13 protein-coding genes are annotated in these 13,662 nt (G+C 60.5%); 8 read left to right on the top strand and 5 right to left on the bottom strand.

Going from position 1 to position 13,662, the window contains the following annotated elements; all coding sequences use genetic code 11:
- Nucleotides 1-116: 116 nt before the first annotated feature.
- Nucleotides 117-716 (bottom strand): TetR/AcrR family transcriptional regulator, encoded by a 600-nt coding sequence (locus LXE91_RS37175; RefSeq protein WP_039353303.1) that lies wholly within the window; start codon nucleotides 714-716, stop codon nucleotides 117-119.
- Nucleotides 717-1,135: 419 nt separating this feature from the next.
- On the opposite strand from LXE91_RS37175, the gene LXE91_RS37170 reads away from it, so the two are divergent.
- The gene (locus LXE91_RS37170; RefSeq protein WP_256093554.1) at nucleotides 1,136-1,258 is read left to right on the top strand and encodes a hypothetical protein; all 123 of its coding nucleotides are present in this window, start codon (nucleotides 1,136-1,138) and stop codon (nucleotides 1,256-1,258) included.
- 43 nt (nucleotides 1,259-1,301) lie between these two features.
- On the opposite strand, the gene LXE91_RS37165 is transcribed toward LXE91_RS37170, so the two are convergent.
- The gene (locus tag LXE91_RS37165; RefSeq protein ID WP_039353300.1) at nucleotides 1,302-1,931 is read right to left on the bottom strand and encodes a TetR/AcrR family transcriptional regulator; all 630 of its coding nucleotides are present in this window, start codon (nucleotides 1,929-1,931) and stop codon (nucleotides 1,302-1,304) included.
- Nucleotides 1,932-2,709: 778 nt separating this feature from the next.
- Between LXE91_RS37165 and LXE91_RS37160 the strand changes: the two genes are divergently transcribed.
- The 5 genes from LXE91_RS37160 to LXE91_RS37140 all read left to right on the top strand — a co-directional run bounded on the left by LXE91_RS37160 (nucleotide 2,710) and on the right by LXE91_RS37140 (nucleotide 7,081).
- Nucleotides 2,710-3,567 (top strand): NAD(P)-dependent oxidoreductase, encoded by an 858-nt coding sequence (locus LXE91_RS37160; protein ID WP_220497550.1) that lies wholly within the window; start codon nucleotides 2,710-2,712, stop codon nucleotides 3,565-3,567.
- Nucleotides 3,568-3,588: 21 nt separating this feature from the next.
- The gene (locus tag LXE91_RS37155) at nucleotides 3,589-4,467 is read left to right on the top strand and encodes a phytanoyl-CoA dioxygenase family protein (RefSeq protein ID WP_039353296.1); all 879 of its coding nucleotides are present in this window, start codon (nucleotides 3,589-3,591) and stop codon (nucleotides 4,465-4,467) included.
- Nucleotides 4,468-4,711: 244 nt separating this feature from the next.
- The gene (locus LXE91_RS37150; RefSeq protein WP_223274394.1) at nucleotides 4,712-5,860 is read left to right on the top strand and encodes an MFS transporter; all 1,149 of its coding nucleotides are present in this window, start codon (nucleotides 4,712-4,714) and stop codon (nucleotides 5,858-5,860) included.
- A gap of 203 nt (nucleotides 5,861-6,063) precedes the next feature.
- Nucleotides 6,064-6,753 carry a hypothetical protein gene (locus LXE91_RS37145; protein WP_039353481.1) on the top strand — a complete coding sequence of 230 codons (690 nt, stop codon included), beginning with the start codon at nucleotides 6,064-6,066 and terminating at the stop codon, nucleotides 6,751-6,753.
- Between the two features lie 31 nt (nucleotides 6,754-6,784).
- Entirely contained in the window at nucleotides 6,785-7,081 is a 297-nt protein-coding gene (locus LXE91_RS37140) for an EthD family reductase (protein ID WP_039353290.1), read from the top strand.
- A gap of 292 nt (nucleotides 7,082-7,373) precedes the next feature.
- Here LXE91_RS37140 and LXE91_RS37135 read toward each other — a convergent pair whose 3' ends face one another.
- Nucleotides 7,374-8,642: an aminotransferase class III-fold pyridoxal phosphate-dependent enzyme gene (locus LXE91_RS37135; RefSeq protein ID WP_039353287.1), complete on the bottom strand. Its 1,269-nt coding sequence runs from the start codon at nucleotides 8,640-8,642 to the stop codon at nucleotides 7,374-7,376.
- Nucleotides 8,643-9,171: 529 nt separating this feature from the next.
- Between LXE91_RS37135 and LXE91_RS37130 the strand changes: the two genes are divergently transcribed.
- On the top strand, nucleotides 9,172-9,417 hold the full coding sequence (locus LXE91_RS37130; RefSeq protein WP_135370825.1) for a hypothetical protein: 246 nt from the start codon (nucleotides 9,172-9,174) through the stop codon (nucleotides 9,415-9,417).
- 322 nt (nucleotides 9,418-9,739) lie between these two features.
- On the opposite strand, the gene LXE91_RS37125 is transcribed toward LXE91_RS37130, so the two are convergent.
- The gene (locus LXE91_RS37125; protein ID WP_039353283.1) at nucleotides 9,740-10,615 is read right to left on the bottom strand and encodes a phytanoyl-CoA dioxygenase family protein; all 876 of its coding nucleotides are present in this window, start codon (nucleotides 10,613-10,615) and stop codon (nucleotides 9,740-9,742) included.
- Between the two features lie 985 nt (nucleotides 10,616-11,600).
- On the opposite strand from LXE91_RS37125, the gene LXE91_RS37120 reads away from it, so the two are divergent.
- On the top strand, nucleotides 11,601-11,747 hold the full coding sequence (locus LXE91_RS37120) for a DUF3096 domain-containing protein (RefSeq protein ID WP_076841491.1): 147 nt from the start codon (nucleotides 11,601-11,603) through the stop codon (nucleotides 11,745-11,747).
- Nucleotides 11,748-11,763: 16 nt separating this feature from the next.
- On the opposite strand, the gene LXE91_RS37115 is transcribed toward LXE91_RS37120, so the two are convergent.
- Nucleotides 11,764-13,572, bottom strand: a complete 1,809-nt coding sequence (locus LXE91_RS37115) for an alkaline phosphatase D family protein (RefSeq protein WP_039353280.1) — start codon at nucleotides 13,570-13,572, stop codon at nucleotides 11,764-11,766.
- Nucleotides 13,573-13,662: the final 90 nt, after the last annotated feature.

The following is a 13,662-nucleotide window of genomic DNA, read 5'->3' as shown; positions in this document are numbered from 1 at the left end:
CGGACGTCCGTCTACGGAAACGGAAAGGTGGCAGGAGCGAAGCCTGCCATGAAGCATCGTGCGGACGGGCTTGGTCGGGCTACCGGTCATGGCGCAATGACACGCCCCGGCGACGTTCAAGCCTGTACCGTCGAGCTCGAGAGAGAGGTGGCAAACGCCTCCAACGCTGAACTTGCACTATCCAGGTTCGCCCTGAGCTCGCGGATATTCGTGTCGCCTTGCCAACTGTTCAGCAATCCATCGATCAGGATGATGCTCATTCTGGCGACGGATTCAATCGCGTCACGGTTGACTTGTGGCGCGCACTTGCCGAGGTAAGCGATCGTTCGCTCGATGGTCTCGACATAAGTTTTCAACGCGAAATCGGGGCGATGACGCTCTGCCCACTGGATCAGTTCAGACTGTGCCCGGGCGTACGACGGATGCTGCACGAGCCATTCGGCATTCTTGCGCAGCTGCCATCCGGCGAGTTCGCCGAAAGAATGAAATTCCCTGTCAGCGAGAGCATTCGCCGCGAGCAGGTCGAACAGGGATTCGTAAACCGCGTCGAACAGATCGTCCTTAGTATGGAATACATAATGCAGCGACGCCAGAGGGCAGCTTGCGGCTTCGGCGATTCGCCGCGTGGTGGCTCCGGCGACGCCGTGCGCGGCGATGACTTCAACGGCAGCGTCAACAAAATCTTGTCGCCGCAACGCAGCGCGAACTCTTGTCATTGGTAAACTCCGGTACCCGAAAAAATCCTCTTCCGTTCACGTCATACACCGGTGTAGTGTTTATCCGTGATACATGGTCAAGTGACCATAACGCCCGTGAATTATGTCGGCTTCTTGAAAGTTTGTCCATGAATGGGGCAGGCCGCGGGTGCCCTGAATATTCAGTTCGCTTGTTTCAGCTGATTCCGGAAAATATGATCGTGTGACTTGATCAGTTGATCGGTCAACGTTAAGCAGACGAAGAGGCGCTGTCGATGGAGGTAAACCCGTGAGCGCGAGCACTGCAGCGTAAGACCGAGGGATGCCTGCCGGGAGCGTCGGGTTTTCAGGCGAATGGAAGCAGGGTGCTTGGCCGCGGCGGGTGTGGATTCTCTGAGGTGTCGGTTACTTTACGCCGCACGTGTCGCGATCGAACGCGCATGACGGTTTCCGAGCGCACCTTCGAGCAGCGTGTGTGCGTGGGGCGGCGCATGGGCGAAATGGCAAACGTCATGCGCCGCGCGCCGTGCGGTCATTCTGAAGTGACGACGCTACCGCTGTGAGGGTGCCGGAGGGGGCCAGTGCCTCCGGGCAGGTGGCAGCCGTTCAGTGCTTCCGTACCGGCTTGCGAGGGGTCTTGGCGGCAGGGCGAGCTTCCGACAGCGTTGCCGCGTAGGCGGCCAGCATCTTGCTGGCGTGGTCGACATCGGCAGCCAGACGTTTCGAATCTTCCTGGGCAAACCACGAGAAGAGCAATCCGTCGATCAGGACGATGGTCAACCGCGCGATGGCGTCCAGCGCCTTGGCATCTGCACGCGGCTCGGCGGCGGTCAGGTTGGCGCGGGCGCCTTCCTGGGAGATGCGAAGTGCGCCAATGGCCATGTCGGGCTGGTGCCGGAGCGCCCAGGTATACAACTCGGACTGGGTTTTAGCGTATGTCGGGTTGGCTTCGAACCAGGCCATCACGGAGCGCAGGTTGAACTCGGCCAGGTCCGACAGCGTGCCGTGCTCCGGAGGCTCGGGGCTATCCGAGCGGATCAGGTCGATCAGGGACTCGTAGACGGCGAACAACAGCTCGTCCTTTGAGTGAAACACGTAGTGCAGGGAAGCCAGTGGGCATCCTGCAGCCTCGGCGATGCGGCGGGTCGTGGCACCCTTCACACCGTGCTCTGCAATCACCGCGACAGTCGCCGCTACGAGGTCCTGGCGGCGGACTTCAGCCCGTACTCGCTGCATAGGCCAGCGCTCCGTTATATGTCTTCGTCCAAAGGCGCTACCCGTGCAGGGTAGTCGAATTCTCGGATATTAGCATGACGATGCGCGGCATTTCGCAAGCAACGGAAGGCATTGTCCTGCACGGATGTCGTGCTGTCACGGCGGTGTGAGAAGTACCACTCGCAGGGACGTGCCGGGCATGATGATGTTGCCGATGCGTCGCGATGCCGGACGGACATCGCGACGGCGAGATCGCTCGGCGGCATGCTTCGTGAACATGGAGGCGGGCTCGTCTGTCGCGCATCGGCCCGGCACATCGAGCGGTGCTCCGCCTGTCTAACGGAGCATGCATCCCTGCGTCGATGAGGCTATCCCGGAGATGCGCAGGTACGGCGACCGCCGTGCGCGCACGATGAAGCAGCCATGCGTGCGCTGGAAGGGGCGCCGCTGCGTTGGCTCGGACGGCGCCTTCATGACAAGGCTAATGGAAACTCCGTATTTCCAATGTTCTGTCGAAGCATAAGACTCGTGCCTGTAGATTCGTGGTCATTTGATCAAGTCAACCGTATGCACCGCTGTCGTGACGCTGAGCATCATCTGGTGCGGCGAATTCCCCGCGCCGGGGCATGCGCGTCACCACCGCGCGCGTCAGCCGCCCTTCACGAAGGGCGAACACCCGGATCCGATTGGCATACGGCTTGCTTGATAGTCATATGACCAAGTCGGATGATTCGAGTGGTTGACTTGAACGAATGGCATTTCTCGGTAGTGTGGTCAACGACAACGATAGGGAATACGAATGAGCAATGTGATTGCCGTTTTGGGCCTGGGCGTGATGGGGTCCGCCGTTGCCGCCACCTTGCTTGACGATGGTGCGGAAGTCGTCGTCTGGAACAGGAAGGCGGAAAAGGCGCAGCGTATGCGCGAACTGGGAGCCCGGGTTGCCGAGCGTGCCACCGCCGCCTTTGACGAGGCGGACGTCATCGTCGTCGTGACGGCCACACCGGTTGACCTCGCGGCAGATTTCGAGGCGTTGGGCGAACGTTTGAAAGGGAAAACGGTGATCAATCTGGCAACGGGGCGCCCGTCCGAGGTCCGGAAGCTGGATCAAATCGTGCGTGGCGCCGGCGCAAAATTCATCAGCGGAACAATCCAGTGCTTCCCGCCGGATATCGGCCGCGAGAGCGCCGTCATCCTTTTTGGTGGCGACGAGAAGATCTGGGGCGAAGTGGAGCCTCTGCTTCGGAAGATTGCGCCGCAATCCACCTACGTCAGTGCGCGCCCCGACGTGCCGAACGTGCTCGACGCCGGGTTGACGGGCACCTTCGTTTTTGGTGCCGGCGCAGCCTTCCTGGAAGGGCTCAGATTCGTCGTGAATTCCGGCATTTCGATCGACGAGATTCGCGACCTGATCCCAACCTACATCGCCGGTCAGACCCACTTCATCGAAGGTCTGTTCGAATCCGTGTCGGCTGCCGACTATCAACCCCGAGGAGCAGACCTCGACATCTACGCACGAGCGACCGAACTGTTTCAACAGGCGCAGGAAGATATCGGGCAGCCGCCGCGAATTCTGACAGCGCTCCGCGAGCGAATCCTGTCGGCCATTGCAGAAGGCAGTGGAGACCGGGGGTACGCCGCACTCTTCAATCATTGACAATTTGTTGGAGGAATCATCATGTCGTTGCAGCGCCTTTCAAGTGGTAGCACTCCTGAAGATCTTGCTAATGCAGTCAGGCAGGATGGTGGAGCGATCGTCAAGAACTTTCTCGATGCCGATTTGCTTGCGCGAATCCAGCGCACGCTCTTTGACACGCTCGAGTCGGCTCCGAACGGAGTAGACGACTACTTCGCCGGTACACAGACGCGTCGCGTCTCGCGCCTCTTCGCGCGTACCGACTGGATGGCCGAGGTGGCGTTGCATCCGCTCTATCTGGGTGCGGCGCGCAGCATCCTGCAGACGCCGATCAAGATCTGGAGCGGCGAAAACCAGGTCGATGTCGCTCCCGATATTCAGGTGGGGGTGACGCAAGCCATCCAGATTCTGCCGGGGCAGGGCCTTCAGCCGTTGCATCGTGACGATTCCGTATGGCTCTGGCGGCACCCGAACTACGGGCGCGAGGCCCGGTTCCAGGTGATGGTGGCCGTATCGGACTTTACGGCGGAAAACGGCGCCACGCTCGTCATCCCGGGCAGCCACAAGTGGGATGACGAGCGCATGCCCAAGCAGGAGGAAGCCATTCCCGCGACCATGTCGGCCGGCGATGCGCTGTTCTTCATCGGCTCCACCTATCACGGGGGCGGGAAGAACACCAGCGATGCACCGCGCACGGGCCTGACCATGTCATATGACCTGGCGATCCTCCGGCAGGAAGAAAACCAGTACCTGACGCTGCCCATCGAGCGCGTGAAGCGCTATCCGGAGGAACTGCAGCGCCTGCTCGGCTGGACGTACGGCACGACTTTCGCCGGGTTCGTCGAGCGTAACGGTCAAATGTCGGACCCGAATGACCTGCTGAAAATGAAGGATTTCCTCGAGGTCGGGCATTTCGATTAACGGACGGGATGGGTGGTGGAATCCCGGCCCGGTTTTCACGCGGAGATCGGGCGATTCCATCACCTGAAGGCATCGTGGTCGGTCGACGGGATGCTTGGGTCGCTGCAGCGCGAGCCATTCTGAAATTGCGATTTTTCGGTTGGATGAAGCAGTCTTCGAAACAGTGCCGGTATGAATGCGAGCAAGAGGGCGATTCGATGCCTCGTCGCGATCTCGTATTCGTGCAAACGACAAGGAGTCGATCGTGAGTGTCGAAATCAAGGGAATCCGAAAAATCGCGCTGCTTTATACCGGGGCCGTGGTCTGGACGCCAACCTACCTGCTCCCATTCAGCATCGAGGAATCGATGGCCCGGTTCGGGCTGTCCGAAAGCACCGCTGGCTGGCTCGCATCCGCGGTGCTGCTCTGTCTTTCGCTTTCCATCATCGTTTTCGGTCGTCACACGGCGACGTTGAACAAGAGAACGGGCGCGCTCGCTGCGGCAGCGTTCGCCGTTCTGTCGACGTGTGCGATGTTTTCACATAATTTCCATGTATTCGTCGCCGCGAAGCTGATTCTCGGCGCCGCGTTGGGCGTCAGTTGCGTGTGCGCGTATGGGGTGATTGCACACGTCAAGCACCCGGAGAAGGTCGCGGCGCAAGTAGCCGTTGCGATGGCCATCATATTTTCCTGTGCGATGTACGTCGTACCGATCGTGAATGTGAAGATGGGGCATATCGGGGTGGATGCCGTCCAGCTTGCCGTGGTCGTGGCGGCGCTGTTTTTCGGCGCGTTCATGCATCCTGCCGTCAACACAAGCGAGGAAGCGGTCGCGAAGGACGCCATCAAATCCAGTGACGTCCGAGGGATTCTGATCAGCGCATTCTTCATCTACGTCTCGCAGACGGCCCTGATGGGATTTGCCGCTGAGGTCGCTGCAACCCGGGGCGTCGAAGCGGAGCAACTCGGCATGCTGTTCATGCTCAATGCGGCCCTCCAGTTGCCGGTGGGGGTGGCGGTCAACTGGCTGGGCGATCGTTTTGGGCTGTTCAAGCCGATCGCCCTTGGACTCGCGCTGTTGATCGCATGCAGCCTGGGCATGTATTGCGTGGGCGGCAAGTGGGCGTTTCTCGTGTCGACGGCGCTCGTCAGTGCCGGCGCCACGCTGGTGGCTCCTTATATGGTGGCGGCACTTTCGCAAATGGATGCCAGCGGAAGAAGCACCGCGACCTGTGCGTCGGCAATCAATCTTGGCCTGACGGTGGGCCCCGCGATTGCCGGCACGGTGTTCAGCGTGGCTGGTTTGCGTGCGGTTGGCTGGCTCTCCGTCGGGTTGCTGGTGGTGCCGATCTTCCTGACCAGCGTGGCGATCCGGCAGTTCAAGGCAAAACATGCCGAAGCCGCTGTCGCCTGACGTGCGCGGCGAAGCGATCAACTGAGCGCGGCCGCACTGACCGCACCGGTACCAGGGCGGCGCCAGCATGCCTGACATGCCATTGCGGAGCAGACATCGCTCGGAAGAGCCCGCTCGCGTCGACAGGCAGCGCAAAAAACTGCCGTGAACGTGGATGACGAACGCAGCGGCAGACAAATATCTCGACGATCATGGATTTCTGCATGGAACTCAAATTCTATCTTTATTGCCTGGCTGATCTCGCGTTGATCGTGACTTCGTTCATATGCGGCGTGAAGTACTTCCGGAAGCGCAACGGCCTCCTCGGATTCGAGTCGCTGGTCGTGACATTCTCTGCAACGAATTTAATGATCAATGCCTTTACCGGCAAGGCGGTCTTTTTCAGTATCTCGCTTTTCTGCGACGCGTTTTCAAGAGGCTTCGGCGTGCCGATCATCATCGTTGCGGGCATGATGTCGGTTACGCATCGATATAAACCATCGGTTGTCGGCGACATGTTGTATGCGGTGGGTGCACTGGCCGGGACGGTCATTTTGTGGACCGCGGATTTCATGGTCGGACCCAAGCCGTATTTCTATCTGGTGATGTGGTCTTTGTTCTCGTTTTACCTCATTTACGTTGTCAAGAAACTGGCGAATGCCGGAGAGTATCGTAACGCTGCGGGTGTGGTCCTGACACTCGTATCCACGCAGATTATTGCAAGCGTCTACGACTTCTACCCTATCCCTGGCGACAGCGATCATATGATTTTCTATATATTTGCATTGCTTTCTTGGTCTTATATGTCAGTTTCGTTGTATTACGCCTATTGCGCGCTGGAGCGGGTGCAGGAAAAGGAAGGGAATCTGATTCGAGGCTATACCCTTGGCCGCCTGGAGCGAAATCCGCGGTAATTTATTTGTAACGTCGTACGAGAGAACGGATATGGCTACCTTGATCGTGAGTTATCCCGCTGCAGAGGGTATGGGATTTGATCGCGAGTACTATCTTGCAACCCACATCTCGCTCGTAAGGGCGGCGTGGGGCGAATGTGGCCTCCAGTCGGTGGAGGCGCTGTTTCCGGCCCCGGGCGCACAACCTTTTGCCTGCGTCACGCTGTTGCGTTTCAGCGATCAGACTGGAATCGATGCCGCGCTGTCGTCTGCCAGAACAGCCGAGGTGGTCGGCGATGTGCGGAACTTCACCCAGGTCCAGCCGGCGATCTTCCGGGCAGGCGACTGATTGGCACGACGTGACGCGCTGCGCAGAAGTGCGCGCGACCTGCGCCGGGCGGCGTTCCGACGCGTTGTCACGTATCCGTTGGGCAATGAGCGTGACGTTTCAGGAAGAGGGCGGCAGCAGGCGGGACGGTCGACGGCAATTTGACCACGACGCGGTTCAGGCGTGAATCGCGTGTTGCCTGAAACCACGCCGATCGATTGCTCGCGCGGCCAATCACGGCTTTGACGCCGGGAGAATTCACCGGGCAATACGGCCTTCGGCCGTGGGCCGAAGGCTGATGGAACGTCCGGTATTAACGCTGCACCGTGTCCAGAATATCCAGGCGGCTCACTGCAACCGCCTTCTGCTTGATCGCGCCAAACGCCGCTTCGGTCGCCTCGAGCGTGCGCGCGATGTCTTCGTCGGTATGGCTCGCCGTGAAGAACATGTTGTGCCACGGGTGGAGATAGGCGCCATTCTTGATGACTTCCGAAGCCCACGCCCGGCCGCGCGACACGAGTTCGTCGTCACCCGCGAACAGCATCTGGGGCATGACGCTCGGCCCGGTCTGCTTGAGTTCGAAGCCATGCCGCTCGGCTTGCTCGGCGAGCCCGGCGCGCAGTTTGTCCGCCAAGCGCCTGGTGTGTTCGAGGTAGTCGGTTTCACGTACCAGGCGCAGTGTTTCGATGGCCGCGGCCATCGGCACAGCCGAGAGCCAGTAGGAGCCCGTGACGAAAATCTTCGTCGCTGCCTCTCGTGCCTTGTCCGAGCCGAGCACCGCCGCGATCGCGTAGCCGCCGCCGATGGCCTTGCCCCAGCAGCTGAGGTCAGGGTGCACGCCCCAGTCCGACCACGAGCAATCACGCGACAGGCGCAGCCCCGTACGAACCTCGTCGACGACCAGAAGCGCTTCCTGCTCGTCCGCGAGGCGACGGCATTCCTTCGCGTACTCGATCGACGGGAAAAACTGATCGTAGAGCACTTCGTGGCGGAACGGCGTTGCATAGATGGCCGCTACGTCACCGTCGACGCTCTTGACGGCGGCATTGAGGCTCTCGATATCGTTGTACTCGAAGTGGACGACGTGGGCCCGATCCTCCTTGGTAATCCCCGTCGTATAGGGCACGTTCCAAGGGGACGCACCATGGTACGTGCCGCGCGCAACGAGAATCTTCCGCTTCTCGCGATATGCTCGCGAGATCACCATCGCCATCGACGTGGCGTCCGAGCCGTTCTTGCAGAACATCGCCCAATCGGCGTGGCTGACCTGTTGGGTGAGCGCCTCGGCAAGCTGGACCATCACCTCGCTGGGGCCCGTTGCCGTATCGATCTTCTGCAACTGGCGGGCCGCGGCCTGCTCGATCCGTTCGTTGCCGTAGCCGAACAGGTTCGTGCCGTAGCCGCACACGTAGTCGATGTACTGGTTGCCGTCGACGTCCCACAGATGGGTACCTTTCGCTTTCGCAAAGTACAGCGGGAAATCTTCCGTCAGGTACTTGACGCTCTGGTGACCGTACATCCCGCCCGGGATGACCTTCTCGGCTCTTGCGAACCACTCGTTCTTCCTTGCCAGCCTGTCCATGCTCGACTCCTTGTGAAAAATTCGTTTCCGGAACGTCAGACCCGCTATCAAGTCTTTTGACTGAGTCATTTGACTATTCATTCGGAACCCGGGAATTTTGGGGAATGCTGCTTCCGAAATCGCACGTCTCGCCGTTGGATCGACGTGCCGTCCAGCCGCGCGTCGCGAATCCAGTTTTGCTGCGCCCCGCGCCTGGGCGTCTGTCGTCGCTTCATGTGAGTAGGTCAATTGACCAAGTCCAGTGTCCATAAATGTCGACCAGACTGAAATTGGCGTTTTCCACTAGGCCCGCACAGCAATGGATCGACGTCGCATTCGGCTCGCCACGTCGATTGGGGAGGAGGCGAGTTGAGCGGCGGCAGTTCGCCTGCGTGCGCTGCGCGGCGTCGACATCTGATCCGCACCATGGAAATCCCCGCTCAATCTTTGGAGCAGGGATGCGGGGCGATCAAGATGGGGATGCGGGATGGGGGCGACGGTGTATTTCCGCCAGAAGATTTCGCCGCGGGAGCTCGCGGTGCGTACGTGCATGTTCAAACGCACGGTGCGCGCATGGCAGTGGCAGACTGATCAACGCAGCTGGAAGCATCCGAAGCGCGCGGGCACGCGTGTCCTCGACGCGTGGCCTCACATGCTGTCGGGTCGGTTCAAGACCGAAAGCCACCGACCGACGCGCGAGCAATGCGCTACGCGGATCGCGTTCGACACGAGCCGCGCGCGAGGCAAGGCCGACGTATTCGATCTTCCAGAGGAAGCCTATTGGCTCGAGTCGTAGTGCTCGATATGGTAGAGCAACATGAATCCCGGGCTAAGTACAAGAAGTAACCCGGCAACGAGTGAGATTGCGACGAATAAACGCTTCACCATGATCGCGCTCCTGAGTTGGTTGAGGTGAATTGGAAAGTCGATTCCTGGGGGATCATTCCCGGCAAGGCGCGCAATCCCCGCATTGTTCTCAAGATCGCAACGCGATTCGTCAGGCCGATCTTCATGGGGTGTCTCGCTGGTAGTGATTCCGTCGTGGCCCGCGCATGTGCATGACGGCATCCGGGGAGGGGGGCGCCCCTCCCGGACTCATACAGGCGCCTGTTCGTGGCTCAGAGGCCGAGATGCGTCGCGATATCGTCGTAGTCGACTTGCCACAGGCCCGGCGTGCCGGCGGGATATTGCGAGCGGAAGCCGATGATTCGCTGAACGCGTTTCGACAGGCGTCGCACGGTGTCCATCTCGACGATGAACGGATACGCTTCCTCCGGAGTCAGGTAGGACGGCTGCATCGGAATCGTGAGCCCGCGTCGACGCTCGTTCTTCGTGACGTTCGCGCCGCCACCGTGGATCACCTTTCCGCTGAACAGCAATGCGTCGCCGGCATCCATCTCGGCGGCAATGGTCATGTCGGGCGTGCCCTTGCTGTCGAAGTAATCCTCGTCCCAGTTCTGGCTGCCCGGAATGATCCGGGTGGCACCGTTTTCCTCGGTGAAGCGCGTCAGCGCAATCATGAGGTTGGTGAATACCGTAGGCCCGTTGACGCCGAGCGCGCACAGGGGTGGAAAATTGCCGACGTCGCGATGCAGCATCTGTGCCGTGTTGCCCGGGCCGATGTCGATGACCTGCGCGGTCGAAAGCCACCAGTCGCCGGACTCCTCGCGGTACAGCACCTCGCCGAGTTCATGAAAGAGGTCGTCGTCCAGCACGTCTCCGAAAGTCTTGCTGTGCGTGACCATGTTCGTCAGGCGCTTCGTATAGGTGCCGTGGAATTCCTTGATCAGTTCGTTATCATGCGACGACCCCTCGCGAAGCCGCTCGAGCGGCGCATCGACCTCGCGGTTGATGTTCGCGACCTGCTCCTGGGTCAGATAGTTCTTGATCCGGACTCCACCATATTGATTCATGAGCGACACGATCTCGTATGCGCCGGTCTGCTTGGAGACGGTGGGGAGCGCGTCATGAATGTTCTGAATAGTTGCGTTCATGTTTGCCTCAAAGTTGCTTGGACGGGTAAATCAGACACGGCGTCACGTTCTGATTCAGGTGGTGATCCAGACATCAAGTCGAATATCTGACTGAGTCATGTGACTACATATACCTTCGCCTTCTGCCATACGCTCCTTTCACGCCAGTTGACGGAGCGTGTACGTTATTCCCGACGTTGTCGCGACTGCTGGATGGTCCGATACATGTTTCCGGAGCCAGAGGCGACAGACATGGAGCCGTTCATCGAGGTTTCCGGTGAATTGCCATATTCGTGATGAATAAGGTCAAGTGACCAAGTCGTATGATCGTGGAAGTTAACATGGCGTTTTTTGACGGTCGATCATGGTTAACCCGTCGCTTTCGAATGGTGTAGCCAAGGAAAGGAGAGCGGCCGTTCCGGCGTGGATGCGAAGGTTTTGGCCACGCGTGGCGCGGTATGGCGAGACATGATCCGGGATCGAATGGCCACGCCGGCGACGGCGATCCTTACGGCTTTGTGCAGAAATGCTCGGAGACGGATCACGTTATTGCTTTGATATCCTCTTCAAAATAGGTGTGACGCAAGCTGGGCGACCGGGCATGCAAGCTGCTCGCTCGTCGGAAGCGCCCACATATGGGCCGATCGCGATCGCGATCTCAAGCGGGCCGGCCAGTCACAGGAATCCTGACGGGCGGGGGCGCGCGGATGCACCGCGACCGGCGCACGACCCGCGGACGCTTTTTCAAGTGCTTGTCAATTCTGTCCCGACGCCGCGGCGCGTTCCGGCTTCTGCACGACGAAACGCCATGAGATGCGCGAACGCCATTGCTTGAAGGCATGCCGGTATTTTCAAAGGGGCTCGCGCGCAGAGCCGGGCACGGAAATCGCTCCGGCCCGCGGATGTCGATGGGCGCCAAGCGCTTTTTAAGCGACGGCGATTCGGGTGTCTCACGAGAGGCGCTTCACCCATCGATTTCGCGATCTATTGTCAGGAGGGCAACGCCATGCACACATTCACGAACTGGAGCCCACTGGTCTCGTTGATTGCCGGGATTCTCATTCTGGTGGTACCGCGACTGCTGAACTACATCGTCGCAATCTACCTGATCGTCATAGGATTGCTCGGGCTTTTCGGCGGCCACTTCCACTGATGTGCCGCGCCGGAATCTAGATGGGTTCGACGCGTACCTCGACCGAATCCCTGGGCACCGTCAATCGCGTGCGGCCAAGCAGGGCATCCGCGGGCGCGGTGCCGTCCGGGTTCAACGGCTTCACCTTGTTGAACGTGACGGAAAAGTATTCCGATGTGACGGTGGCTGATGCATAACCCTGCGCATCGTGGTCGGCGTGGCACAGATCGGGGTTGTTCGCCATCAGGAAGCGGTCGAGTCTGGCTGGGGTCGCCGCGATCGACGCGAGCGGTGTACCGTTCCATGCGGCTTTCAGGTAGGCATAAAAGGACATGCTGCTGATACCGGCGCAGACGAAATCGACGATGACCGGCACCCCCGTCGCGGGATCGGGATCGTCGCGCACCACGGCCCCCTGAAAGGCATGCAGGTCTCCGCTGATCGCGACGACGTTATGGATCCCGTGCTCCCTCAAGTAGGCGAGCAGTTCATGCTTGTGCGCGGGATAGCCGTCCCATGCGTCGCAATCGACCACGAGGCGGGCCGCCGGCGTGCCGGGGGCGCCCGGCATCAGGAACCACAGACGGTTCAACATCACTTCGTTGCCCCACACCTTCCAGGTTGCCGGCGAGCCCTTCATCAAGGTTTTCCACCATCGGGTCTGTTCGGGGCCGAGCATCGACGGCGGGCGGCCGAGCTGCCGCGTTACGCGTGCCTCGTCACGTTGCAGCACGTCCTGCTTGACGAAGTAGCGCGAGCCGGCTGCATCGTCCCCATGCACCGGGTCATGACCTCGCGCGCGTGCGACAGCGGCCTCGTTCACGACGTGGTCGTCGCGATACAGCCGCTCGTCGGTCATCACCAGGTGCATCAGCATGCCGAAACGAAAATCGCGGTAGATGCGAATGTTCGTGTACGACGGATCGTCCGGCTCGAAGCGCACGTCGTCCCAATCCACCGGCATGTATTCCGCCCACGCGCGACTGGCGCTGCGGCGCCGCAGGGTTTCCTGCCGCTCCTCGTTGGTGTAGACCTGATGGTCCTGCCAGCAATCGTCGGAAAATTCGTGGTCGTCCCAGATCGCAATCATCGGCAGGCGCTGGTGCAGCGTCTGCAGGCGCGGATCGGTCCGATAGGTGCGATAGAGCGTCCGGTAGTCTTCGAGCGTCTCGGCATACGCGCGGCCGTCCGCGAGCAGCTTGCCGCCGGGCAGGTGCAGCGGAGGATGCGCCGGCTCGGCGCGGCCGGGGGGCGCGGTCCCGACCGTTTCATAGATGTAGTCGCCCACGTGCACGACGAAATCGAGGTCGCGTTCGTCGGCCAGCAGCGTCATCGCTTGCCAGTGGTTGACGCTCCAGTCCTGGCAGGTGAGCCACGCGAAGCGAACCTGATCGTTGGCCTCGTTTGCCGCCGGCGCCGTGCGCGCGACACCCGTCATGCTGACGTCGTCGCCGGCGACGAACCTGTAGTAGTAGGTGGTCTTGGGCGAGAAGGCCGTCACCTTCGCGCGCACGGTGAAGTCGTAGGTGGCCAGCGCCCGCAACGGGACGCGGGCGACGAGCGTCGAGAAATCCGGCAGTGTCGATACTTCGAGTCGTAGCGATACCGCGTGCGCGGCGCCCTTTGCATCGTGCTGCACGTTGCGGGATACCGGAACGCATCGTGTCCAGAACACGATGGAGCGGTCGCGCGGGTCACCGCTTGCGACTCCTTGCGGGAATCGATGGAGGTTCTCGCGCACAGGGCTGGCCGGCAAGGCCGCCGGCGAAACGTCATGTGCGGCGGCGACGGTGGCAGCCGCAATGGTAAAAAAAGCCGACGACTTGAGGAAATGGCGACGATCCATTGGTCCTCCCGATCGACATCCCGGGAGACGGGGTGCGCTGCAGCAGGCGTGCGCTTCTCACGCCCGTCAGGCTTGCCGCTGCCTCCCGCA

The sequence above is a fragment of the Burkholderia contaminans genome (assembly GCF_029633825.1).
GTDB lineage: Bacteria > Pseudomonadota > Gammaproteobacteria > Burkholderiales > Burkholderiaceae > Burkholderia > Burkholderia contaminans.
Note: the sequence above shows the minus strand (reverse complement) of the source record. Positions and strands in the feature narration are given on the sequence as shown.

Coding starts and splice junctions, on each gene's coding strand:
- LXE91_RS37145 (WP_039353481.1), top strand. CDS start 6,064: ATGGAACTCAAATTCTATCTTTATTGCCTGGCTGATCTCGCGTTGATC.
- LXE91_RS37175 (WP_039353303.1), bottom strand. CDS start 716: ATGACAAGAGTTCGCGCTGCGTTGCGGCGACAAGATTTTGTTGACGCT.
- LXE91_RS37165 (WP_039353300.1), bottom strand. CDS start 1,931: ATGCAGCGAGTACGGGCTGAAGTCCGCCGCCAGGACCTCGTAGCGGCG.
- LXE91_RS37170 (WP_256093554.1), top strand. CDS start 1,136: ATGACGGTTTCCGAGCGCACCTTCGAGCAGCGTGTGTGCGTGGGGCGG.
- LXE91_RS37140 (WP_039353290.1), top strand. CDS start 6,785: ATGGCTACCTTGATCGTGAGTTATCCCGCTGCAGAGGGTATGGGATTT.
- LXE91_RS37115 (WP_039353280.1), bottom strand. CDS start 13,572: ATGGATCGTCGCCATTTCCTCAAGTCGTCGGCTTTTTTTACCATTGCG.
- LXE91_RS37120 (WP_076841491.1), top strand. CDS start 11,601: ATGCACACATTCACGAACTGGAGCCCACTGGTCTCGTTGATTGCCGGG.
- LXE91_RS37155 (WP_039353296.1), top strand. CDS start 3,589: ATGTCGTTGCAGCGCCTTTCAAGTGGTAGCACTCCTGAAGATCTTGCT.
- LXE91_RS37135 (WP_039353287.1), bottom strand. CDS start 8,642: ATGGACAGGCTGGCAAGGAAGAACGAGTGGTTCGCAAGAGCCGAGAAG.
- LXE91_RS37160 (WP_220497550.1), top strand. CDS start 2,710: ATGAGCAATGTGATTGCCGTTTTGGGCCTGGGCGTGATGGGGTCCGCC.
- LXE91_RS37130 (WP_135370825.1), top strand. CDS start 9,172: ATGTTCAAACGCACGGTGCGCGCATGGCAGTGGCAGACTGATCAACGC.
- LXE91_RS37125 (WP_039353283.1), bottom strand. CDS start 10,615: ATGAACGCAACTATTCAGAACATTCATGACGCGCTCCCCACCGTCTCC.